Origin of the sequence: Nocardia sp. NPDC059180 (genome assembly GCF_042754945.1) — a bacterium.
In the GTDB taxonomy this organism is placed as follows: domain Bacteria; phylum Actinomycetota; class Actinomycetes; order Mycobacteriales; family Mycobacteriaceae; genus Nocardia.
Window position 1 is genome coordinate 312,263 of sequence record NZ_JBHZBU010000008.1, and the last position, 22,385, is coordinate 334,647.

Sequence of the window (22,385 nt, forward strand, 5' to 3'; positions counted from 1 at the left end):
GCTGCTCGAGCACCTCGATCGCGCTCTCCACACCGTTCACAACGCCACCGCCTCGTAGAGTTTGCCGATTTCATCGCGACCGAGCACCCGCAAGGTGCCCGGCCGTTGATCGCCCAGCGCCACCGGGCCGATATCGGTGCGCACCAGCCGGGTCACCGGATGGCCGACCGCGTCCAGCAACCGGCGCACGATGTGCTTGCGCCCCTCGTGCAACACGATCTTCACCAGAGAACGTCCCTCGCCGATATCGAGCACCTGGAAGCGGTCGACCTTGGCGGGACCGTCCTCCAGTTCGACACCGTCGCGCAGCTGCTTGCCGACCGCACGGTGCACTTCACCGTTGACGGTCGCCAGGTAAGTCTTGGACACCTCGAACGAGGGGTGCATGAGCCGATGCGCCAGATCACCGTCATTGGTGAGCAGCAGCAAGCCTTCGGTATCGGCGTCGAGGCGACCGACATGGAACAACCGCTGCCCGGCCGCGATGCGTTCGGCGACGATATCGCCGACGCAGGGGCGGCCCAGATCGTCGGACATGGTCGACTGCCAGCCCTTGGGCTTGTTCAGCGCCAGATGCACCAGCTCCTCGCGCACCATCACCCGAGTGCCGTCCACCCGGATCACCGCGTGCTGCGGGTCGATGCGCAGGCCCTGTTCGCGCACGATGAGGCCGTCGACCTCGACGCGGCCCTGCGCGATCATGTCCTCGGCGGCACGCCGGGAGGCGACACCGGCCTTGGCCAGCACCTTCTGCAGGCGCTCACCTTCGCCCCACGGCAGTTTGGTGTGGGTTTCGGTCGTCTCGACGTGCTGACGCTTGGCCGGCTTCGCATTGCTCAGCTGCGGCGATGACGCCGTCTGACGCTGCGGCTTGGCCGACTTGTTCTTGCGCGCCTGCGGTTGGGTGCGGTCGGGCTTGCGGGCACCGGCGCCGCCACCCTGACCGCCGCGCTGGGATGCGGCCGGCGAGCCACTGCGCTGCGATGCGGCCGGGGAGCCGCCGCGCTGGGATCCGGCCGATCCGCCGGTGCCGCGCTGGCCTGCCCCGCCTGTCGAGGCGCCGCGCGGGGTAACGCCCCGCTGGGCCGCGCGCGCGTCGCGGGTGCCGACCGGGCGCCCGCTTCTGGGCTGCTGGTCGTTACGTTTCCTACGGTCCGGTGTGCCATCTCGGCGAGCGGGAGTATTCACGTTGTCCTGTCAATCCTCGGTGCCGAGGTTTATGTCGTCCTCGGCGGGTTTCCTCAGCCTGGTGTAGCGGGGGTCCGTATCCAGGCTCTCGTTGATCTCATCGATCAGGTCGACGCCCGGTAGCAGGGGCGCCAGTGCAGGCAGATCGCTCAGTGACGCCAGCCCGACTCGTTCCAGGAACAGTTCGGTCGTGCGGTAGAGCGTCCCGTTGGTCTCCGGGTCGACGCCTGCTTCGGCGATCAACCCTCTGGCCAGCAGGGTGCGCATCACGCCGTCGACGTTCACGCCGCGCACCGCGCTGACCCTGGTCCGGGTCACCGGCTGGCGGTATGCCACCACCGCCAGCGTTTCCAAGGCGGCCCTGGTCAGTTTCGACCGGGCGCCATCGAGCAGCAGCCGTTCCACATACGGTGCGTACTCGCTGCGAGTATAGAAGCGCCACCCGTCACCGGCGAAACGCAGATCGATCCCGCTGCCCCGCGCGGACAGTTCCGCCGACATTTCCCGCAGGGTGCGCTCCACCCGCTCGGTGGTGTCGTCCAGGGCCGCTGCCAGCTGTTCTACCGGGGCGGGAGTGTCGACGATGAGCAATACCGCCTCGAGCGCCGAGCGGAATTCGTCGTCGCCGAGCGGTTCGGGGGTGAACTCTGCCACTGCCTCGGTCATCCGTAGTCCTCTTCGATGGTCACCGCGTCCGCGGGGTGCGCGTCGTCGTGCTGTTCGCCGATCCAGCTCACCGCCAGCGGGCCTAGTGGATCGGGCTGATCGAACTCGATGGTCTTGCCGCGATAGAGCTCGAGCAAGGCGAGGAACCGGGCCACGATCTCGATCGGGGCGCCGCAGTCGGCGACCAACTCGGCAAAGGTGGTCCACCCGCCCGGACCACGCTCTTTGAGCCGCTCCAGCACGATCGCGGCCTGTTCGGCGACCGAGACGGCGTGCGCGTGCAGGTGGTCGAGGCCGACCGTCGGCACCGGCCGCGGCCGGAACGCCGCGGCCGCGATCTCGGCGAATCCGGCGGCGTCCACTCCGAGCGTCACTTCGGGCAGCAGCTCGGTGAAGCGGTCTTCGAGTCCGACGGCCCGGGGATACCGGCGCAGCGCCGCCGCCTCCAGCTCACCGAGCAGTTCGGCGACCTGCTTGAACGCCCGGTACTGCAGCAGCCGGGCGAACAGCAGATCGCGCGCGTCCAGCAGTTCCAGGTCTTCGGCGTCGGTCATCTCGCCCGAGGGCAGCAGCCGCGCCGCCTTCAGGTCGAGCAGGGTCGCGGCCACCACCAGGAATTCAGTGGTCTGATCCAGGATCTTGTCCGCGCGCAGCGCCGACTGCTGGGCCAGATCCGCGGTCAGCGCCTTGGTGTAGGCGATGAACTCGTCGGTGACCTTGTGCAGCGCCACCTCGGTGACGTCGAGGCGGCGCTGACTGATCAGGGTCAGCAGCAGATCGAACGGACCCTCGAAATTGCTCAGCCGCAAATGGAATCCGGACGCGCGTTCGGGTTCGGTGCCCGTGCTCGAATCGGTGGAGCCGGGCGTATCGGTGCTGGTCGACAGTGCTGGCTCGGACGCTCCGGTCACCGGCCGGACCGGTGGATGACTTCCTTGGCCATCGCCCGATACGCCTCGGCACCACCGGATTTCGGTGCCCACGTGGTGATCGGCTCGCCCGCGACACTGGCATCGGGGAACCGGACGGTACGCGAGATCGCGGTGTCGTACACCAGATCACCGAACACCTCGACCACTCGCGACATGACCTGACGCGAATGCAGTAGCCGCGCGTCGAACATGGTGACGACGATGCCGTAGAGGCTCAGCCGCGGATTGAGTCTGTCGCGCACCTTCTCCACGGTGTCGTTGAGCAGGGCGAGCCCGCGCAGCGAGAAGTATTCACATTCCATCGGGATGATCACGCCGTCCGAGCAGGCCAGCGCGTTCACCGTGAGCAGCCCGAGCGAGGGCTGGCAGTCGATGAGGATGTAGTCGTAGCGCGAGCGCACCGATTCCAGTGTCCGCCCGAGGGTATGTTCCCGGCCGACCTCGTTGACCAGCTGGATCTCCGCCGCCGACAGATCGATATTGCTGGGCAGCAGGTCCATGTTCTCGACCCTGGTTTCCATCAGGACGTCGTCGATGGCGACCTTGGAACCGACCAGCAGGTTGTGCACGGTGAGCTCGAGGTCGTGGTGTGCCACACCGAGTCCCGCCGAGAGCGCGCCCTGTGGGTCGAGATCGACCAGCAGCACCTTGCGGCCGTATTCGGCCAGTGCGGCGCCGAGGTTGATGGTGGAGGTGGTCTTTCCGACGCCGCCCTTCTGGTTGCACATGGCGATGATCAGGGCATCGCCATTGGGCGCTGCCTCGGGTGGTTCGGGAACCAGTCGCAACGGACGCCCGGTGGGTCCGAGCTCGACATCGTCGGGGACGGACGCCGCCTCCGCGGCGTTGCCCCACACCGAGGGGGTGCCGGTGTCGGCGTCGAGTCCCGTGCCCGCGTCCGTAAGCGGCTCCGTCCCAGCACCCATCGGCGGCTCTGCCGCTCCGGCTGTCGTCACGATCCGCTGCTCCTTTGACGTTCCTGCTCGTTCCCCGCCGAGCGTAGCGAGGCCGATCAGTGCACGACCTCACTTTCGGATGGTCCAGCTCTCGGTAGACGCTACCGCTTGTTCGTACTCGAGTGCCGCGAGTCCGACCGGCGTGTTCGCAACGCCACGCCGCGTCACGGATAACAAAACGCTACCCGTTCGGGGTCAACGCCATTCCGGAGCACCATCGAAGTGCACATCGAACCGCTCATGTAGGCCGTCCATGCTGTCCCAATCGGCCTCACCGCGCGCGATCCGGCCGAGCTGACGGAAGTAGTCGAAGCGGGCGATGCCGGGAGTCAGGACCGCGAAGAACTCCGCGGACGCTCTGGAGGACGCACCGAAGGCGTGCACCGTTCCGGGCGGCACGACCACCAGACCGCCCTTGCCGACCGAGCTGTGTGCGCCGTCGACGAGGAACTCCATCGTGCCGTCGAGGACATAGAAGATTTCCGTGGACAGCTTGTGGTGATGCGGCCTGGTTCCGTCCGCACCGGCAGCCAAGACCAGACGGTTGGCACCGAGTAGGCCGTCGGAGTTCACGCTGTCCTCGAGCAAACGGAAGGATCCACCGCCAGGCAGCACCACCTCTTCGACATCGGCTTCATGAACGATGAAAGGCCTTGCCATGCAACTCACCTCGTGTCGGCATGCGAATAGGAACGCACGGTGTCCGCATCACACGAACCCCGCTCCTGACGCAACCGGACCATGGTCCCATTTGTTCCGCGGGTTGCCGTCTCGGTTTATTTCGCGCGCGGATGGGCCGTCGCCCACACCTCACGCAGCGTCGAGACCGTCACCAACGTGTAGATCTGCGTGGTGGTGACCGAGGCGTGGCCGAGCAATTCCTGCACCACCCGCACATCGGCGCCGCCGTCGAGCAGATGCGTCGCGAACGAATGCCGCAACGTGTGAGGTGAGACGCTGGCACCGATCCCCGCCCGTTCGGCCGCACTCTGCAACACCTGCCAGGCGCTCTGCCGCGACAGGCGCCCGCCGCGCGCGTTCAGGAACAGCGCGCCGGCGTTGCCGCGTCCACGGACCGCCAGCACCGGACGGCCACGCACCAGATAGGCGTCCACCGCCGCCAACGCCGGACGACCGATCGGCACGATCCGCTGTTTACCACCCTTACCGCGCAGCACCACCGCACGGTCGGTCATATCGAGATCGTCGACATCTAGTCCGACCATTTCCGAGATCCGCGCGCCGGTCGAATACAGCAGCTCCAGCAGGGCCCGGTCACGCAGGCTGCGTGCCACGCCGTCACCGCTGGTGCCGCAGTCACCGCCCGCGGCCTCCAGCAGCTTCAGCACGTCGTCGAAGGGCAGCGCCTTCGGCAGTCGACGTCCTGGTGCCGGCGGTTTCACCGCATGCGCGACATCGGTGCTCGTCATGCCCTCCGCGGTCGCGAACCGGTGCAGACCGCGTACCGCGATCAGCGCTCGCGCCACCGAACCGGCAGCCAGCGGCGGATGCCCGGCCCCGCCCGAGCGCAGCGCCATGGTGAACTCGGCGACGTCGCCTTCCGCGACGGCGTCGAGTTCGCCGATGCCGCGCCCGGCCAGGAAGTCGCGATACCGGCCGAGGTCACGCCGGTAGGCGGTGAGGGTGTTGCGTGCGGCGCCCCGCTCGACTGCCAGATGGTCGAGGTAGGCGTCCACCTCCCGCACCGTCGCGGCCCGTCAGTCCCGCGCCCGGCGCGCTTGCCTGCGCAACAGTGCCCTCGGCTGCCCGGCCCAGGGCGCGTCGGCCGCGCGCGGCGTCAACCCCTCGGCCCGTGCCGCCGATACCGCGAGGACACCGGCGACGGCGGTGGCGTTGACGATCTCGCCTGCGAGCGCGGCCCGCACCGCCTCGGCCAGCGGCATTCGCACCAGCTCCAGATCGGCTTCCTCGTGCTCGGGCTCGGGCCGGTCGGTGTCGTGCAGCCCGCGCGCCAGGTAGACCCGCAGCGCCTCGTCGGTGAAACCCGGCGACAACGCGACATCCACCAGCACCGACCACTCCGTCGCCGCCAGTCCGGTTTCCTCGGCCAGCTCACGTTTGGCCGCGTCCAGCGGATCCTCGCCGTCGATATCGAGCAGTCCGGCAGGCAGTTCCAGCAGGCGGGTGCCCAGTGGGTGGCGGTACTGGCGAATCAGCACGATGTTGTCGTCGTCGTCCAGGGCGGCGACGGCGACGGCACCATGGTGCTCGACCACCTCACGTTCGGCGATCCGCCCACCGGGCATCGCCACCTCGTCCAGCCGCAGCGCGAGGATGGCACCCGAGTACACCGTCCGGCTGGACACGGTCTCGAAGTCGTGACTGCCCGGCATGGTGGGATTGTCGCTCATCTACGAGGCCTGATCACCCGCGTTTGCCAGCTCCTCGCCGGGGATGTCGACCGGAAGCCGTTCGGCCGCCTTGTATTTCAACGCCGCCGCGATCAGCGCCGCGAACAACGGGTGCGGACGCGTCGGGCGGGACTTGAGCTCCGGATGCGCCTGGGTGGCGACGAAGAACGGATGCTTGTCGGCGGGCAGCTCGACGAATTCGACCAGATGCCCGTCGGGCGAGGTGCCGCTGAAGGCCAGCCCACTCTTGGCGATCTTGTCGCGGTAGGCGTTGTTCACCTCGAAGCGATGACGATGCCGCTCCGACACCTCGGTGGCGCCGTAAGCGTGTGCCACCACCGAACCCTTGGTCAGCACCGCCGGGTAGGCGCCCAGGCGCATGGTGCCGCCGAGATCGGCTTCACCGGCCACCGCCTGCTCCTGGTCGGCCATCGTGGAGATCACCGGGTGGGTGGTGTCGGGCTCGAACTCGGCCGAGTTGGCGTCGGTGAGGCCCACCGAGCGGGCCGCTTCGATCACCATGCACTGCAGGCCGAGGCAGATCCCGAGCAGCGGCAGGCCCCTGGTGCGGGCGTAATGGATGGCGCCGACCTTGCCCTCGATGCCGCGGATACCGAACCCACCGGGGATCAGCACCGCGTCCACATCGCGCAGCGCGGCCTGGGCGCCGGCCGGGGTCTCGCAGTCATCGGACTGCACCCAGCGGATCTGCACCTTCGCCCTGGACGCGAACCCGCCCGCGCGCAGCGCCTCGGTGACCGACAGGTAGGCGTCGGGCAGGTCGACGTACTTGCCGACCAGCGCGACCTCGACGGTCTCGCGGGGGGAATGCACGCGGTCGAGCAGATCGCCCCACACCGTCCAGTCCACGTCACGGAACGGCAGCCCCAGCTTGCGCACCACGTAGGCATCCAGGCCCTCGCGGTGCAGGACCTTGGGGATGTCGTAGATCGACGGGGCGTCCGGGGTGGAGATGCAGGCGTCGACCTCGACGTCGCACATGAGCGCGATCTTGCTCTTCAGCGATTGCGGCACCTCACGGTCGCAGCGCAGGATCAGCGCGTCGGGCTGGATACCGATATTGCGCAGCGCCGCCACCGAATGCTGGGTCGGCTTGGTCTTGAGCTCGCCCGACGGCGCCAGGTACGGCACCAGCGAGACGTGCAGGAAGAAGACGTTGTCGCGGCCGACGTCGTGCCGGATCTGGCGCGCGGCCTCGAGGAAGGGCTGCGATTCGATATCGCCGACAGTGCCACCGATCTCGGTGATCACCACATCAGGCTCATGGCCCTCTAGGTCCGGGCCGCGCATGGCCAGGACGCGGGCCTTGATCTCGTCGGTGATGTGCGGGATGACCTGCACCGTGTCACCGAGGTACTCACCGCGACGCTCCTTGGCGATGACCGACGAGTAGACCTGCCCGGTCGTCACATTCGCATCCCGGGACAGGTCCCGGTCCAGGAAGCGCTCGTAGTGGCCGACGTCGAGGTCGGTTTCGGCACCGTCCTCGGTCACGAACACCTCTCCGTGCTGGAACGGATTCATGGTGCCCGGATCGACGTTCAAGTACGGGTCGAGCTTCTGCATCGTGACCCGAAGTCCCCGCGCAGTCAGCAATTGACCGAGGCTGGAGGCGGTAAGACCCTTACCGAGTGAGGAGGCGACACCACCACTGACGAAGATGTGTTTGGTGGCAGTTCGCGACTGAATCCGTGTTTGACCCACGGGTCTTCACGGTAACACGAAACCCCCGCCCATCCGCACGCCACGCCCGGTTTGCCACCCGATCGCCACGGGGTGGTCATCCACCGTCGAACCGCCTGCGACCCAGCTCACGCACCACCACCCACCGGCATTGCCCGAATGCTGCCGATACGCCGACAGGCCGGCGCGGCCAACAACACCCACGGCCGCAGCGGGCCGCGAGCATCCCTGCTGGTGGGCGCAGGCCCGGTGGACAACATCACGCCCGCACCTCGGTGGTCGCCGCCTCGGCGGAGCCATGGAGGCGAAAGCCGGAAATCTGGGGACGGACATTCGAGCGGCTGATCAATTGGCAATCGGCCACTATTGCCCGTTACCGAGCGGAAGTCCGATACTCCATCAATCATCGGCGGCGACGATTAGACGAACCGATCTGAGACCAGCTCGCATTGCCACAACCTCATGAAAGTCGATCTGGATGCGGCCGTAGTCATGAACCGCGGAATCGCCGAGCTCTCTCAGCAGAAAGCAGGAGTCGGACGACCTGATCGGACCATCAACTATTCGCTCGAGATCCTCCCGAAGGGCGGACGGAACATTCCCGTATTGGAGATACCACTTACTCAATACCTCAATTGCACCCTGGACATCCACCGGCTCGTACGATGAAGGTCGAACCATGCTCAGCCAATACGGGCCATGGCGGTCCCCAACTGGATCGATCCCGCCACCGGAATAATCATCACGGAACGCATCTTCCCCGATCAAAGATTTCAGTATGTCCGGCGGACTCGCTGCAGCATCCAGGAGCTCGAACTCCTTGAGATCAACCCATCTGAATCCGTGTGTACTCGAACTTTCGAACTCGAAGTCTCTGAAATTGATAAACGTCTGCGAGCGGAAGCGCAGGATTGATTCCACCAAGCCAGCGTACTGACTACCAGTCGAAACGTGGGAGTTGAAGCGACTCCCCTCCCCAGCAGACATCCAGGCTGGGCGCGATGTCGAAATCGCTGCTGGTGCGACAATCTCATTATTGCCGCACTCCACACACCGCGGCAGCGAAATCGGGGTAGGCGCGGATCCGCACCGTTGAGCTGTCGACGAGGGGTTCGCAGCGGGCGTAGGTTCTTGCCGCGACGAACGCCAGTCCGGCAAGGAAGATGCCGATCGGGAACCAGCCGGGGGCGATCAACAGGAAGAGCGGGATCAATGGATTCTGCTCGACCAGAACCGCGCGATCGCGTTGCGGGTGAAGCCACCGGCCCGCAGCGCGACTGCGAACGCATCCCACTGGTTCGGCGCGAAGACCAACGCCGGTCAGGACGGGTTCTTCGAGTCGCGCACGCCGACTCGGCCACTCCCGAGCCAAGCCACCTCAACGCACTCGGTCTGGCCGCTGCTCTGGCTGCTCTTTGAACCACTGACACTCGACGACGCCCACCAAGCCACGCGACACCACCCCGAGCACGACTGCGCCCGCAAACGGGCCGCGTTCGCCACACTGGTTGCGGCCGGTCGCATCACACCGGATTCGGCACGTCGCCACCACTGCCCTATCTCAATCCCCGGAGCACGTGACAACTAGCCCGCCTCGTCCGCGCGACCCGGGCACGAGGGGAACATGACGCAGGCGACACGCCGGAAGGGCCTGCCTCATGTCCCCTCGTCGAAGCCATGACCGGGTGGGACTCAGCCCGGCATGGCGGCGAGAGTTAGGGAGGTGGCGGTTGGGCCGGTGCCGTAGCGGCCGGTGCGGCCTTCGAGCTGCTCCGACAGGGCCAGGGCGGTGGTGATGCGGCCCAGTTCGCGGTCGAGGTTGTCGACGGTGGTGACGGAGGCTGCGAGGGGGGCTTCGCTGCGGACCACGGCGAGTGGGCCGGAACCTTCGGCGGCGCCGGCTCGCCCTGCGAGCACGACCCCCGCCCCACGGGCCCGCAGGGCTCCGGCGAAGCGGGCGGTGTTCGCACCGCGGCTGTTCTCATCGGCCTCGGCACCGTCACCGGTGACGACGACGGCCAGCTGGGCCGGCTGCACAGGCGTATCGCCGTAGGCGAGGAAACCTCCGCCGCGCAGCGTTTCGAGGGCCAGGCCGAGTTCCTGCGGGGTGCTTCGCGGCTGCCCGGTGGCCGGATCGACCAGTAGCACCAGGCCGAGCAGATCACCGGCCAGGCTGCCCTGGTCGACGGCGCCGGTTCGCAGTTCGGCGCCCGCCGGGATGATGTTGGTGAGTGTGGAACGCATCCGGTCGCCCTCGGTGGCGTCGACGAATGCGTCGGTGAACGCGATCCGGCCGGTGATCGCGGCGCCGGCGGTCTGCAGGGCGGCCACGGCGCCGTCGACGTCGGCGGGATCGGCGTCGGGGGTGGTGAACACGAGGACGCTACGGTCGGCGAGGGTGCCGCCGAGGATTCGCTGTGCGGATCCGGCGATGAAGGCGTCGGCGCCGTTCATCTGGCCGGTCAACCGTTGATTCTGCTCGGTGAGGGTGTCTACTTGGCTGCGCAGATCGTCCTTGTCGCTACGCAGACCGGACAGCAGATCCGAGGCGAGAGTCTGGGAACCGAGCACCACGCCGAGGGCGAGCGCGAGAAAAATCGCCGCGATCGAAATCGCGTGCTGGCGAAACGAGATCACTCCCCTCCCCCACCCCATAGGCCCTGCACCCACAGCGCGAAGCGGTTCCAGGTATCGACGCCCCAATCCAGCACCTCACTGCCGGAACTCGACGCGAGCACCACCACGATCACCGCGATGAGCGCGGCCAGCACCACCAACGCGATCGCGGTACCGGACACCCGGTTGCGGTAGAGCGTGGACACCGCGGTGGCATCCATCAGCGTCGAACCGACCTTGAGCCGAGTGAGGAACGTCGCCGGATTACTGTCGCGGCGGCCGCGGTCGAAGAATTCGTCGAGAGAGGCGGCCGCACCAGCGGTGACGATCAGCGCGGCACCATGGTGGTGGGCCAGCAGCAACGCCAGATCCGTTGGCGCACCGGACGACGGAAACGTCGTCGCCCCGATCCCGAGATCCTGGATGCGTTCCAAACCTTTGGCGTGCCCGTCGGTATCGGCAGGCAGGATCACTTCTGCACCGGATTTCAATGTCGCGGTGGTGATCTCGTCCGGGTCGCCGACGATCAGGTCCGGGCGGTATCCGCCCCTGGTCAGGGTGTCGGCGCCGCGCCCGACGCCGACCATGATCGGTGCGTACTCCTTGATGAACGGCTTGAGTTTCTTCAGATCCTCGGCATGCCCTGGCCCGTCACCCACCACGACCACATGCCGTCCACGCATGTCCAGATCCAGATCAGGCACGCCGATTCCGTCGATGAGCAGCGCCGATTCGGTGCGAACGAATTCGATCGTGTTACCTGCGAAAGCTTCCAGATGGTCGGCGAGCCCGTTGCGGGCCTCGATCATCCGCTCGGCGATGGCGGCCTCGGTGAGCTCGATGCCCTCGACGAGGGCCTCAGGTTCTTTCTTGGTGAGCTTGTCGGCATAGACGACGCCCTCGTCTATGCGGATCTTGGCTCCGTCTTTGATCTTGGAGAACGCATCCGAACTCACCGTGTCCAGCAGCAGGATGTCGTTGGCCACCAGCACTTCCGGGCCGAGGTTGGGGTAGCGCCCCGAGATCGACGGCGAGGTGTTGATCACCGCGACAACACCGGCCTCGACGAGCCGGTCGGCGGTGAGCCGGTCCAGATCCATCTCGTCGAGCACCACGACGTCGCCGGGGCCGACACGTTTGAGCAGACGCCGGGTGTTGCGGTCCACGCGGGCTATTCCGGTGCGACCGGGCAGCGTCTCGGTGTTCTTCGACAACAGCGCCAGCATCTTCATGACGCCGATGATGGCCGCAAACCCTCAACCATTGATGGAGGCGCGCCGGGCCACCTACCACATTCGTCACTGTGATACCAACGCAAGCCTCCCGCTACCGGTGAGTCGCCGCGCAACCTGCCCGCAATCGAAAAGCGTGTCCGTCCCGCGTATATCACCGACGTCACCGTAGGGTACCGGCGTGAACACCGCGCACCTGGTTATCGCCGCGGTCGCGGGAATCGTCGTCATCGTCGCCGCGATCACCTGGCTGAAGATTCACCCATTCATCGCACTGACCGTCGGCGCCATCGGCGTCGGCATCGGGGCCGGTTCCGGCGCATCCGATACGGTCGCCAGTTTCGTCGTCGGTTTCGGCGCCACCATGGGCAGCGTCGGCATCCTGATCGGCTTCGGCGCGATGTTCGGCAAACTGCTGGCAGACTCCGGCGGCGCCACCCGGGTGGTCGACACGCTACTCAATCTGTCCGGCCCGAAACTGATGCCGTGGACGATGGGCCTGGTCGGCGCGGTGATCGGCCTGCCGATGTTCTTCGAGATCGGCGTCGTACTGCTGATGCCGGTGATCATCATCGTGGCCCGCCACTCCGGGCTTCCGCTGATGCGCATCGCCATCCCCACGCTGGCGGGCCTGTCGGCGATGCACGGTCTGGTGCCGCCTCATCCCGGCCCGCTGGTGGCCGTCGACGCCCTCGACGCCAATCTGGGCCTCACCCTCGCCTTCGGCGTGCTTGTCGCGATCCCGAGTATCATCATCGCGGGCCCGCTGTTCGGCATACTGGCCGCCCGCTGGGTCGACGTCCCGGTACCGGAGCTGTTCAGCGAGAACGACGAGGACGACGAATCCGCCGACAAGAAGCCGAAACCGCCGTTCCTGGTCGCCATCGGCACGATTCTGCTGCCGGTTGTCCTCATGCTCGGTAAGACCCTCGCCGATGTCATCGCGCCCGACTCGACCTCCGCCCTGAAGTCCACCCTCGACTTCCTCGGCACCCCTGTCGTCGCGCTCGGCATCGGCTTGCTGGCCGGGATCGTGCTGCTCGGCTACACCGCAAGGATGAGCCGCGACGCCATCGCCGAGACCATGAACAGCTCGTTGCCGCCGATCGCGGGCATCCTGCTGATCGTCGGCGCCGGTGGCGGATTCAAACAGGTGCTGGTCGACACCGGCATCGCAGGCCTGATCGCCGACGCCATCCAGGACAGCAGCCTTCCCGTGTTGTTCCTGGCCTGGCTGGTCGCGGTATTGATCCGCGTCGCGACCGGATCGGCTACCGTCGCCACGGTCACCGCGTCCGGAATTCTCGCGCCGGTGGCCGCCGACCTGTCCAACACCCATGTCTCGCTGATGGTGCTGGCGATCGGATCCGGCTCGCTGTTCCTCTCGCACGTCAACGATGCGGGATTCTGGATGGTGAAGGAGTATCTCGGCTTGACGGTGGCGCAAAACCTCAAAACGTGGACGGTGATGGAATGCCTGATATCGGTATGCGGTCTGGCCGGGGTGCTGGCGTTGAGCGTGGTCGTATGAGTACGACCGTGCTCGTGGTGATGGGCGTGTCCGGGTCGGGCAAGTCGACGGTGGCGCGTCTGCTCGCGGAGAAACTCGGCTGGGACATGCTCGAGGGCGACGATAAGCATCCCGAAGCCAATGTGGCCAAGATGGCCTCGGGCACCCCGCTCACCGACGAGGACCGCTGGCCGTGGCTGCGTAGCATCGCCGCCTGGATCGATACCCGTCAGGCGGCCCGGCGACCTGGCATCGTCACCTGTTCGGCACTCAAACGCAGCTACCGCGATGTGTTGCGCCGCGAGGGCGTCATCTTCGTCCACCTCACCGGCAGCACCGACCAGATCCGCGACCGGATCGGCCATCGCGCGGGACATTTCATGCCCACCTCGCTGCTCCGATCCCAAGTCGACACATTGGAGCCACTGGAACCCGACGAAAATGGCATCGTTGTCGAAATCGGCCGCCCGCCAGAGGAAGAGGTCGCCGAGGTGATCGCACAGTTGCCGAACCGGAACTGACACCACCCGCCCGCACTTATGCAGGGTGCGCCTTTCGCACCGCACCCTTGTACCCGTATTCTCCGGGTCACAGATATCCGAAGAGGAGACGTCATGGCCAGCACCACCGTCGATACCGTCATCGCCGCACCGCGGGAGGTCGTGTACCGGCTGTTCGCCGACCGCGAGAGCATGAGCCCCTACCTGCCCGTCAATATCAAGTTGGTCAAGCCGGGCACCACCGAACGCGAGGGCGTCGGCGCGCAACATCAGATCGGCGTCGGACCGGTCGGCCCCACCGAGGAGATCACCAAACTGGTGCCGGGTGAGCGGATGGAGTACAAGATCGTCAAGGGTGCGCCGGTCAAGCGGCACGTCGGCATCGTCACCTTCGCCGACGCCGACAACAACAGCACCCGGGTCTCCTACACCATGGAATCCGACCCATCGCTGCCCGTTCCGGCCAAAGCGCTGGAGGCGGGTCTGAAGGTACTCATCTCGCAGTTCCTCAACGGCGCCAAGAAAGCTGTGCGCTGAGCTGACCGCAGACGACAATGGTCGCGTCCGGATTCGCCCGGGCGCGACCATTTCTCGTTTCCGAAACGTAGAAGCGCCAGGAGCGGCTTCGGCAACGCGGGTAGCGGTCGGCGGTGCACGTCGACAGCCGACCACGCGGCTGCGTTGGGCGCCGCGGTCACAGCGCTCGCTTGGCAGCGCACCACAGCCGCCGAGCATGAGCAGCGGTCGCCCACGCACCGCGACCACGGGATCAATGCGACGCAGTCAGCCGCTTGCCTGCGCAGATGTGCTCAGTGCGCCGCTGCGCGCTCGGACCGCGCGATCTGCAACAGCTCCTCCGCGTGCGCGCGCCCGGTCTCGGTATCGTCCAGACCCGCGAGCATGCGCGCCAGCTCGATCACCCGCTCGTCATTGGTCAACGCCCGCACACCAGAATTGACCGCGCCGTCGCCATCGTCGGATTTGTTGACCACCAGATGCGTATCCGCGAATGCCGCCACCTGCGGCAAGTGGGTCACCACGATCACCTGATGAGTCCGCGCCAACCGGGCCAGCCTGCGCCCGATTTCCACCGCAGCCCGGCCACCGACACCGGCGTCGACCTCGTCGAACACCATCGTCGCGCCGTGCTCACCGCCGGCCAGCACCACTTCCAGCGCCAGCATCACCCGCGACAGCTCACCGCCGGAGGCGCTCTTGGCCAACGGCAGCGATTGCGCACCCGAATGTGCGGACAACCGGAACTCCACCTCGTCCACGCCCGAGGACCCGGCATGCAGCTCGGTGTCGCCGATGGTCAGCGGCGCCGAATCCTGCGGAGCCGCGGGCATCTGGCTCACCTGCACCTCGAGCCGCGCTTTACCCATGGCCAGGCCACCCAGCTCCGCGCTCACCGCCGCAGCGAGCTTGCCCGCCGCTTTGGTCCGCGCCGCGGAGAGCTTGCTCGCCGCGGACCGCACCTTGTCCGCGGCCACCTCGACCTCTTTCGCCAGCGAGGCCAGTGTCTCCTCGGAGACGTCCAGCGATTCCAGCCGGGTCCGCGATTCGTCGGCCCAGGCGATGACACCGTCGATATCGGGGGCGTACTTGCGGGTGAGCGTTTTGAGTTCGGCCTGCCGGGTCAGCATCGAATCCAGGGCCCCTGGATCGGACGGCAGATCCGACAGATAACCGCTCAGGTCGGTGGTCAGATCCACCACGACCGCGATCGCCTCACCCAGCCGCGGCGCCAACGCCGCCAGCTCCGGATCCTCAGCCGATTCGAGCCGAGACCTGGCCGTACCCAACGCATCCAGTGCGCCGGAGTTCGCCTCGGGTGTATCGGCCGGGCCTGCGAGCGCATCATGCGCGGTCGACGCGGCTTCGCGTAGTGAATCCAGATCGCTGAGTCGACGGATCTCAGCGACGAGCCGTTCGTCCTCCCCCGGTTCCGGGGCGATGCCGTCGATCTCGGCCAGCGAATGCTTGAGCCGATCGGCTTCCAACGCTAGCTCGCGGCTGCGCGCAGTGCGTTCGAGCAGTTCGGTGCGGGCATCCAGCCACGCTCGGCGGTGCTGCTGATATTTGCGCAGCAGCGGGCCGACGGTGTCGGCGGCGAATTGGTCCAGCGCATTCAGCTGCTGATCCGGACGCTGCAACCGCAGCTGATCGTTCTGGCCGTGCACCGTCAGCAGCGGCGCCGTGAAATCCGACAGCACCGACGCCGGCACACCACGCCCGCCCAGATGGGCCCGGGAGCGTCCGTCACTGCCGACGGTGCGGATCGCGATCACGCTGCCGTCGTCGTCGCGTTCGGCGGCGGCCGCCTCGAGCACCTCCCCCACCTCGGCGCGCGCCGCCTCGTTCACCTCATCGACGGTGAACCGGCCCTCCACCACCGCCCGCGAGGCGCCCAACCGGACCCGCCCGGCATCGGCGCGGGCTCCGCTCAGCAGATGCAAACTGGTGACGACCATCGTCTTTCCGGCACCGGTCTCGCCGGTCAGGACCGTCAGACCCTCATGGAATTGCGCGGTCGCCGTGGAGATGACCCCGAGTCCGTCAATCCTGATCTCTGTCAGCACGTGTGCTCTCCGTTCGCCGTCGGCCACGCCAGCCTGTCACGGGCAATTGGAATTTGCGCACCATCCGGTCGGCGAACGGCGCGGAATCCAACCGCACCCACTGCACCGGTTCGGCGCCGCGGACCGCTTCCACTCGACCACCCCTCGGCAGGGCGAGGGTGCGCCTGCCATCCAGGAAAACTATCGCATCGTGGCCCGTCGCAACGGATTCGACCGCGATGCGGGAATCCGGGCTCGTCACCAGCGGACGCGCGAACAGGGCATGGGCATTACTGGGGATGACCAGCAGCGCTTCCAGTTCCGGCCACACCACCGGCCCGCCCGCGGAGAACGCGTAGGCGGTCGATCCGGTGGGTGTCGCGATGAGAATGCCGTCGCACCCGAATGCCGATACCGGCCTGCCGTCGACCTCGAGCACCACTTCCAGCACACCCATGCGAGCGGCGTTCTCGATGCTGGCTTCGTTGAGCGCCCAACCGCTTTCGACCACCTCGTCGTCCACCCCGACCGACACGTCGATGGTCATCCGCTGTTCGACGCGGTAGTCGCGGCGCACCACCTGCGCCAGCGCCTCGTCGAGATGCTCGGCCTCGGCTTCGGTGAGGAAACCGATGCGGCCCAGGTTGATTCCCAGCACCGGTACCGACGCGGTGCGCGCCAGTTCGGCGGCACGCAGGAAGGTGCCGTCGCCGCCGAGCGCGAGCACCATTTCACAGCCGACCGCAGCGTCAGGTTTGTGTTCGACGACCCGCACCGGGTAGCCGCCGGTGCGATCGGTGACGCCCGAATCCACCTCGAACTTGGTGCTGTAGGCCTCATCGGCGAGCACCCGCAGACCGATGCCTGCGTCGGCGAGGATCTTCGCCACCCGATGGGCGGTTTCGATGATCTCGGCCCGCCCCGGATGCGACACCAGCACGATTTCCCGCCCGCCGGCCTCGCCCGTCAGCGCGTTCACTGTGGACCCTCCTCAACCGCACGCTCGACCAGCGCCGCGACCGCCGCATCGTCGTAGTCGAACGGTCCGTCGTTGCGCAGCCACAAGAAATACTCGACGTTGCCCGACGGACCGGGCAGTGGGCTGGCCACCGCCGCCAAGGTGCGCAGTCCGAGTTCCGCCGCGGCCGCCGCCACCGTGCGCACCGCTTCGGCACGCAACGCCGGATCGCGCACCACACCGCCGGAGCCTACTCTTTCCTTGCCCACCTCGAACTGCGGCTTCACCATAGGCAGCAGGTCCGCGCCGGGTGCCGCGCAGGCGGCCAGCGCGGGCAGCACAAGCGCAAGAGAGATGAACGACAGGTCGGTGACCACCAACTCCACCGGGCCACCGATCGCCTCGGCGGTCAGAGTGCGGACGTTGGTGCGGTCCAGCACCCGGACGCGGTCGTCGTTTTGCAGCCGCCACACCAGTTGGCCGTAGCCGACATCGGCAGCGACCACTTCGCGTGCCTCGCGAGAGAGCAGCACATCGGTGAATCCGCCGGTCGACGCACCCGCATCGAGGCAGCGTTTACCCGCGACGGTCAATCCGCCCGGCTCGAACGCCTCCAACGCCCCGAGCAGCTTGTGCGCACCCCGCGAGGCCCACGACACCTCGTCGGGTTGTTCCCGCACCAGCAGCGGTGTTCCGGCTTCGATCGCCGTCGCCGGCTTCACGGCGACGGTTCCATTGATCAGGACGCGGCCCGCGCCGATCAGTTCGACCGCGTGCTCTCGCGATCTGGCCAATCCGCGACGTACCAGCTCGGCGTCCACTCGTGCGCGCCTTGCCACCTCAGATCTTGTCCACCGTCGCCAGCGCCTGCACCAGGACCTCATGTGCCTGTTCCAGGATGTGCGCCCGCCGGGTGATGTCGGTGCCGCTGTCCGTATCGGCGTCGACCGTGCCGGTGCGGACGGTGAGTTCGCCGAGCAGCGCATCGATCTCGGTGCGGATGCGGGCCGGGTCGGCCGGTTCCGGACGTCCCTGCGCACCCGGCAGGTGCTGACCGGGCAGCGGCGCGCCCGGTCGAGGGCCTGGGATATGCGGGCGGGGCGTGGGAGTACTCATCGTGGCGACAACGCTATCGGATTTCGGAACGAGACGCGCGTACCGTCACGGCACGACCTGGATTGTCGCGCAACCTGTCGGCGAGATCACCGACACCGCCCGAGGCGGGCACAGGCGGCTGGTTCAGCGCATCCAGGCTCTCCGCCACGTAGGTGGGCAGCAGCTCCTCGGGCAGATCCGACAGCTCGGCCAATGTGCTGACACCGGTGAGCACCAGCAGCGAATCCAGATCGACGCGCTGGGCCCCTTCGATATCGGTGTCGAGCCGGTCGCCGACGACCAGCGCATTGCGCGTGCCCGCACGCACCAGGGCATCCTCGAGCAGCGGCGCGTACGGCTTGCCCGCGACGATGGGTTCGCGATCGGAGGCAGCGCGCAACGCCGCGACCATCGCGCCGTTGCCCGGCGCCAGGCCACGCTCGTTCGGCAGCGTCTTATCGGTATTGGCGGCGACCCACACCGCATCCGCACGCAGCGCGTAGGCGGCCTCGGCCAGATCCGGCCAGCCGGTCTCGGGCGAATGGCCCTGCACGACGGCCGCCGGCGTCGAACCGTTGAACCGGCGCACCGGGCTCAACCCGACGGCAGTCACCTCGGCAGCAAGATCATCGGTCCCGACGACGAGGACCTGCGCCTGCGGTGCCAGCTGTTCGGCCAACAGCCGCGCCGCGGCCTGCGCACTGGTGACGACGTCCTCAGTTCCGGCCTGAAATCCCAGTTCGGCCAAGTGCTCGGCCACGACGCCGGGCCCACGGCTCGCATTGTTGGTGACATACACCAGCCGCTGCGACCCGCCGGCCAACGCCTGCGGCGCACCGTCGATGACGACCTGCCCGCGATACAGCGTCCCGTCCAGGTCGAGCAGCAGCGCGCCATACCGGTCCCGCACCCGCGTCATTTCACTCCCTCGCACCGCCCGATCCTCCCATTGGCCGACGTCGCAGGAACGACCGGTGCCGGTCATGTCGGTCGACGGTGACCGCGAAACGCGTGAGCAGCGAGTCGAGATCACCCTTCAGCGGGCATCATGCCGCGGCGCGACCGGGCAGCGGTTCAGGCGTCGCCGGTGAGTTCCGCGGCGCGTTCCTCAGCATCGGTATCGCCATCGAGGTCGGCCGCCGCCGCGTTGAGGAACCAGGTCAGGCCCTCATCGGTGCGACCTGCCGCGACGAGAGCGTCGGCATAGGCGTAGAACAAGCGCGCGGCCGCCGAGCCTGTGCGGGCCGGATCGAGGTCGTTGGTTTGCAGGGTGACCACGGCCTGGTCGTACTGACCGAGGTCCATGCGGGCGCCCGCCACCACGATGCGCAGCTCGGTGGCCTCGTCGCCGCGCAACGCCCGGGCTTCCTCGCTGCGCCCAAGTTCGATGGCTCGTTCGGGGCGGCCGAGGCCGCGTTCACAGTCGGCCATCACCGCGAGCAGGCCGGAACCACCGGACATGCGCCGCGCGGTACGCAACTCGGAAAGAGCTTCGGCCCATTCACCGGCGTGGTATGCCACCACGCCGGCGGTTTCGCGGACGACGGCGATGCGCCCGGCCCGCTGCCGGGCGGCGCGAGCGTGGGCAAGCGCCAGGCCCGGGTCGTCGTCGAGCAGGCGCGCGGCCATCACCAGATGCCTGGCGACGGTTTCGGCATTGCCCTTGTCCAGGCTCAGCAGGTCGCGCCGGATCGTGAGGTCCAAGTCGGAGGCCTGAACATCGTCGGGCAGGTCCGGTTCTTCGGGACGAGGTGGGCGTCGATCCATCGACCGCCCACCGGGCGTGCGCCCACCGTCTCCACCGCGTCGCCGATCGCCACCGCGGTCTTCACCACGATGTCCTTCGTCGCGCCGCTTCGGTCCGCGGTCGTTCCAGCCGCGTTCCCCTTCGCGCCGGTTACGGTCACCATTATCGGTCACATCGCCCCGCTCTCCGGTCTGTGCGGCTACCGGGAACCGCTTGGCGGCGGCGTTGTCGCGGTCGCCCGCGGTGGCGTCGGTTTCTTGGTTCGTGTCCCGGTCGGCGTCGCCACCGTCGCTGGTCAAGTCTGCCGGTCGATCCTCGCGAATCGAATCGCCACGCCGATCCGACTGCGCGTCGGTGGCGGCAATATTCCCCGACGCGGAGACTGCGGTTCCCGCATCGGCGTCAAAGCGCGACTCTGCGGCGTCACCCGCATGTGCCGAATCCGTTTCGTCGGGCCGCATCAGCTCAGCCGCGTCGGACTTCGTCGAATCCGCCGACACGCCTCGCGGCTGATCTCGGCGCGGTTCAGTCGAATCGGCCTTTTCGGGTCGGAGCTCATCTTCATGAGGGTGCGCGGTACCCGCCGACCTCGGATGCGACTCAGCTTCACGAGCCTGCGCAGCACCCGACGAGTCCGGCCCCGGCTCGCCCGCAGCCTGCGCGGCACCCGACGACTCGGGTCGCGGCTCGTCTGCAGCTTGCGCAGCACCCGCTGAACCAAGTCGCGGCACACCTTCACGCAGCTGACCGGAATCCGCCGCCTCGGGCCTCACGCCCAGGTTGCGGTCGCTCTCGTCCGGAGTACCCGCGGCTTTGTCCGGCCCAGAATCGCTATCGCGCCGCCGGAAGCCACCCTCACGCCGACCCTGATTCCCGGAGTCGTCGCGTTTCGAACGGTATCCGCCTTCGGACTGCCCTGGCCGTCCGCCTTCGTTCTCACGCCGACCGAAGCCACCCTCACGCCGACCCTGGCTCCCGGAGTCCTCGCGCTTCGAACGGTATCCGCCTTCGGGCCGCCCGCCCTCGCTTGCACGCCGACGGAAGCCACCCTCACTCGCGCCACGTTCGCCACGGGGTTCATCCCCCGAGCGCCGGAATCCACCGGGACGATCACCCGACTTGCCCGGCCGTCCGCTGTCGCTGTCGCGGCGACGGAAGCCGCCCTGGTCAGCACTGCGATGGCGGTCGTCCCCGCCACGATGGCGATCGTCACGATCGCGATAACGGTCGTCCCCGCCGCGGTAACGATCATCGCGATCACGGTTGCGGTCGTCGCGGCCGCGCGAACGGTCGTCCCGTCCACCGCGTGCCTCATCGTCGGAGCGTCGGAACCCGCCCGGCCGGTCGCCGAAGTTTCCGCCCTGTCCGGATTCGGGGCGCGAGCCCCGGTCGCGGTCACCACGGAACCCACCGCCACGGGTCCCACTACCCGCCGGTGAACCAGCGTTGTCGTCGCGCCGACGGCGATCATCGAATCCACGTCGGTCGTCGCGATCGCCGGACCGGCTGTATCCGCGGCGATCCTGGTATCCCGAAGATCCACTGTCGCGGCGGTCCCCTCCGCGCCGACTGTCTGCTCCGCGATCGCTCCAGGACCGATCGCCCGAGTCGCGCCGGGGTGTGTCATCGCGCCGATCTCGCCACTGCGGCCGGCCCTCGGAAGATCCGCGTCGATCGGAGTCTCGCCTGTCCGAGTCGCGCCGGTCCCGGTATCCGCCGCGGTCCTCACCGCTGCGGTTCCAGTTGCCGCGCTGGGGACGATCGCCGCTGTCGTTGCGCGGTCCGCGCCGAGCCGGGCCGCCTTCACGCGGTTCCCCACTGTCGCGTCCACCGCGCTGGAAACCACCGCGTTCCCCACTGCCTCGCGAGGAATCCCCGCGATCGCGGGAGCTACCGCGGTCGTTCCATCCGCCGCGGTCGCCGGAGCCCGTGCCGCGGTTCCGATCGCCACTTCCCCGGTCCGGGCGATCATCGCGCCGACTGGCTCCACGCTCGCCGTATCCGCCCCGGTCCCGACCGCCGCGGTCGCTCGAGCTGCCGCGGTCGCCCCGGTTGTCGCTGCGGCCTCCGCGCTCGGGGTCGTTACGGCGGAAAGGTTTCCGACCGTCGTTCTGTTCCGGCACGGTGGTCCCTTTCTGAGTTGCGCGCATGGGTGGCTCGGCCACGAATTCTGCGGTGTGTGCCAAGCATTTGCCGAGCACCGTTGGCATATAAACGACGATAGGGGACCCAGTGTATGGGTCCCCTATCGTGAAGGATGTTCCGGCGGTGTCCTACTCTCCCACACCCTGTCGAGTGCAGTACCATCGGCGCAGGTGGCCTTAGCTTCCGGGTTCGGAATGGGACCG

23 protein-coding genes and 1 rRNA gene are annotated in these 22,385 nt (G+C 67.6%); 3 read left to right on the plus strand and 21 right to left on the minus strand.

Annotated elements, in window-relative coordinates; genetic code table 11:
• Nucleotides 1-36: 36 nt before the first annotated feature.
• From ACFXNW_RS24285 to steA, 13 genes are all read right to left on the minus strand, one after another.
• Complete coding sequence (locus tag ACFXNW_RS24285) at nucleotides 37-1,188, minus strand: pseudouridine synthase (protein ID WP_379420067.1); 1,152 nt, start codon at nucleotides 1,186-1,188, stop codon at nucleotides 37-39.
• A gap of 9 nt (nucleotides 1,189-1,197) precedes the next feature.
• Nucleotides 1,198-1,854 (minus strand): SMC-Scp complex subunit ScpB, encoded by a 657-nt coding sequence (gene scpB, locus ACFXNW_RS24290; protein WP_379420068.1) that lies wholly within the window; start codon nucleotides 1,852-1,854, stop codon nucleotides 1,198-1,200.
• On the minus strand, nucleotides 1,851-2,741 hold the full coding sequence (locus ACFXNW_RS24295; RefSeq protein WP_379420115.1) for a segregation and condensation protein A: 891 nt from the start codon (nucleotides 2,739-2,741) through the stop codon (nucleotides 1,851-1,853). Before ACFXNW_RS24295 ends, scpB begins: the two co-directional genes overlap by 4 nt.
• Before the next feature lie 20 nt (nucleotides 2,742-2,761).
• Nucleotides 2,762-3,712, minus strand: a complete 951-nt coding sequence (locus ACFXNW_RS24300; RefSeq protein WP_379420117.1) for a ParA family protein — start codon at nucleotides 3,710-3,712, stop codon at nucleotides 2,762-2,764.
• Nucleotides 3,713-3,937: 225 nt separating this feature from the next.
• Nucleotides 3,938-4,402, minus strand: a complete 465-nt coding sequence (locus ACFXNW_RS24305) for a cupin domain-containing protein (RefSeq protein WP_379420070.1) — start codon at nucleotides 4,400-4,402, stop codon at nucleotides 3,938-3,940.
• A gap of 116 nt (nucleotides 4,403-4,518) precedes the next feature.
• Nucleotides 4,519-5,448, minus strand: a complete 930-nt coding sequence (xerD, locus tag ACFXNW_RS24310; protein WP_379420071.1) for a site-specific tyrosine recombinase XerD — start codon at nucleotides 5,446-5,448, stop codon at nucleotides 4,519-4,521.
• 12 nt (nucleotides 5,449-5,460) lie between these two features.
• Nucleotides 5,461-6,114 (minus strand): NUDIX domain-containing protein, encoded by a 654-nt coding sequence (locus ACFXNW_RS24315; protein WP_379420072.1) that lies wholly within the window; start codon nucleotides 6,112-6,114, stop codon nucleotides 5,461-5,463.
• Nucleotides 6,115-7,839, minus strand: a complete 1,725-nt coding sequence (locus ACFXNW_RS24320; RefSeq protein WP_379420073.1) for a CTP synthase — start codon at nucleotides 7,837-7,839, stop codon at nucleotides 6,115-6,117.
• A 378-nt stretch (nucleotides 7,840-8,217) separates the two neighbouring features.
• Nucleotides 8,218-8,739, minus strand: coding sequence for a hypothetical protein (locus tag ACFXNW_RS24325; RefSeq protein ID WP_379420074.1), 522 nt, complete (start codon nucleotides 8,737-8,739; stop codon nucleotides 8,218-8,220).
• A 112-nt stretch (nucleotides 8,740-8,851) separates the two neighbouring features.
• Complete coding sequence (locus ACFXNW_RS24330) at nucleotides 8,852-9,031, minus strand: hypothetical protein (protein WP_379420075.1); 180 nt, start codon at nucleotides 9,029-9,031, stop codon at nucleotides 8,852-8,854.
• Nucleotides 9,032-9,138: 107 nt separating this feature from the next.
• On the minus strand, nucleotides 9,139-9,342 hold the full coding sequence (locus tag ACFXNW_RS24335; RefSeq protein ID WP_379420119.1) for a DUF397 domain-containing protein: 204 nt from the start codon (nucleotides 9,340-9,342) through the stop codon (nucleotides 9,139-9,141).
• Between the two features lie 168 nt (nucleotides 9,343-9,510).
• On the minus strand, nucleotides 9,511-10,455 hold the full coding sequence (locus ACFXNW_RS24340) for a copper transporter (RefSeq protein ID WP_379420077.1): 945 nt from the start codon (nucleotides 10,453-10,455) through the stop codon (nucleotides 9,511-9,513).
• A complete protein-coding gene (steA, locus tag ACFXNW_RS24345; RefSeq protein WP_379420078.1) occupies nucleotides 10,452-11,666 on the minus strand; it encodes a putative cytokinetic ring protein SteA in 1,215 nt (404 codons plus the stop codon). Before steA ends, ACFXNW_RS24340 begins: the two co-directional genes overlap by 4 nt.
• A gap of 181 nt (nucleotides 11,667-11,847) precedes the next feature.
• Between steA and ACFXNW_RS24350 the strand changes: the two genes are divergently transcribed.
• The 3 genes from ACFXNW_RS24350 (at nucleotide 11,848) to ACFXNW_RS24360 (ending at nucleotide 14,213) form a co-directional block, all read left to right on the plus strand.
• The gene (locus tag ACFXNW_RS24350; protein WP_379420079.1) at nucleotides 11,848-13,197 is read left to right on the plus strand and encodes a GntP family permease; all 1,350 of its coding nucleotides are present in this window, start codon (nucleotides 11,848-11,850) and stop codon (nucleotides 13,195-13,197) included.
• Complete coding sequence (locus ACFXNW_RS24355) at nucleotides 13,194-13,697, plus strand: gluconokinase (RefSeq protein WP_379420080.1); 504 nt, start codon at nucleotides 13,194-13,196, stop codon at nucleotides 13,695-13,697. The genes ACFXNW_RS24350 and ACFXNW_RS24355 overlap by 4 nt, the downstream gene beginning before the upstream one ends.
• 93 nt (nucleotides 13,698-13,790) lie before the next feature.
• Nucleotides 13,791-14,213: an SRPBCC family protein gene (locus ACFXNW_RS24360; RefSeq protein WP_379420081.1), complete on the plus strand. Its 423-nt coding sequence runs from the start codon at nucleotides 13,791-13,793 to the stop codon at nucleotides 14,211-14,213.
• 272 nt (nucleotides 14,214-14,485) lie between these two features.
• On the opposite strand, the gene recN is transcribed toward ACFXNW_RS24360, so the two are convergent.
• From recN to rrf, 8 genes are all read right to left on the minus strand, one after another.
• Complete coding sequence (recN, locus tag ACFXNW_RS24365; protein ID WP_379420082.1) at nucleotides 14,486-16,258, minus strand: DNA repair protein RecN; 1,773 nt, start codon at nucleotides 16,256-16,258, stop codon at nucleotides 14,486-14,488.
• On the minus strand, nucleotides 16,236-17,216 hold the full coding sequence (locus tag ACFXNW_RS24370; protein WP_379420083.1) for an NAD kinase: 981 nt from the start codon (nucleotides 17,214-17,216) through the stop codon (nucleotides 16,236-16,238). The genes recN and ACFXNW_RS24370 overlap by 23 nt, the downstream gene beginning before the upstream one ends.
• On the minus strand, nucleotides 17,213-18,034 hold the full coding sequence (locus ACFXNW_RS24375; RefSeq protein ID WP_379420085.1) for a TlyA family RNA methyltransferase: 822 nt from the start codon (nucleotides 18,032-18,034) through the stop codon (nucleotides 17,213-17,215). The genes ACFXNW_RS24370 and ACFXNW_RS24375 overlap by 4 nt, the downstream gene beginning before the upstream one ends.
• A 1-nt stretch (nucleotide 18,035) precedes the next feature.
• Nucleotides 18,036-18,311: a hypothetical protein gene (locus ACFXNW_RS24380; protein WP_379420086.1), complete on the minus strand. Its 276-nt coding sequence runs from the start codon at nucleotides 18,309-18,311 to the stop codon at nucleotides 18,036-18,038.
• A 13-nt stretch (nucleotides 18,312-18,324) separates the two neighbouring features.
• The gene (locus ACFXNW_RS24385; protein WP_379420087.1) at nucleotides 18,325-19,209 is read right to left on the minus strand and encodes an HAD-IIA family hydrolase; all 885 of its coding nucleotides are present in this window, start codon (nucleotides 19,207-19,209) and stop codon (nucleotides 18,325-18,327) included.
• 155 nt (nucleotides 19,210-19,364) lie between these two features.
• A complete protein-coding gene (locus ACFXNW_RS24390) occupies nucleotides 19,365-20,336 on the minus strand; it encodes a tetratricopeptide repeat protein (RefSeq protein WP_379420088.1) in 972 nt (323 codons plus the stop codon).
• 470 nt (nucleotides 20,337-20,806) lie between these two features.
• Nucleotides 20,807-22,009, minus strand: a complete 1,203-nt coding sequence (locus ACFXNW_RS24395; RefSeq protein ID WP_379420089.1) for a hypothetical protein — start codon at nucleotides 22,007-22,009, stop codon at nucleotides 20,807-20,809.
• A 288-nt stretch (nucleotides 22,010-22,297) separates the two neighbouring features.
• Nucleotides 22,298-22,385 (minus strand): 5S ribosomal RNA (gene rrf / locus ACFXNW_RS24400); the annotation flags it as partial.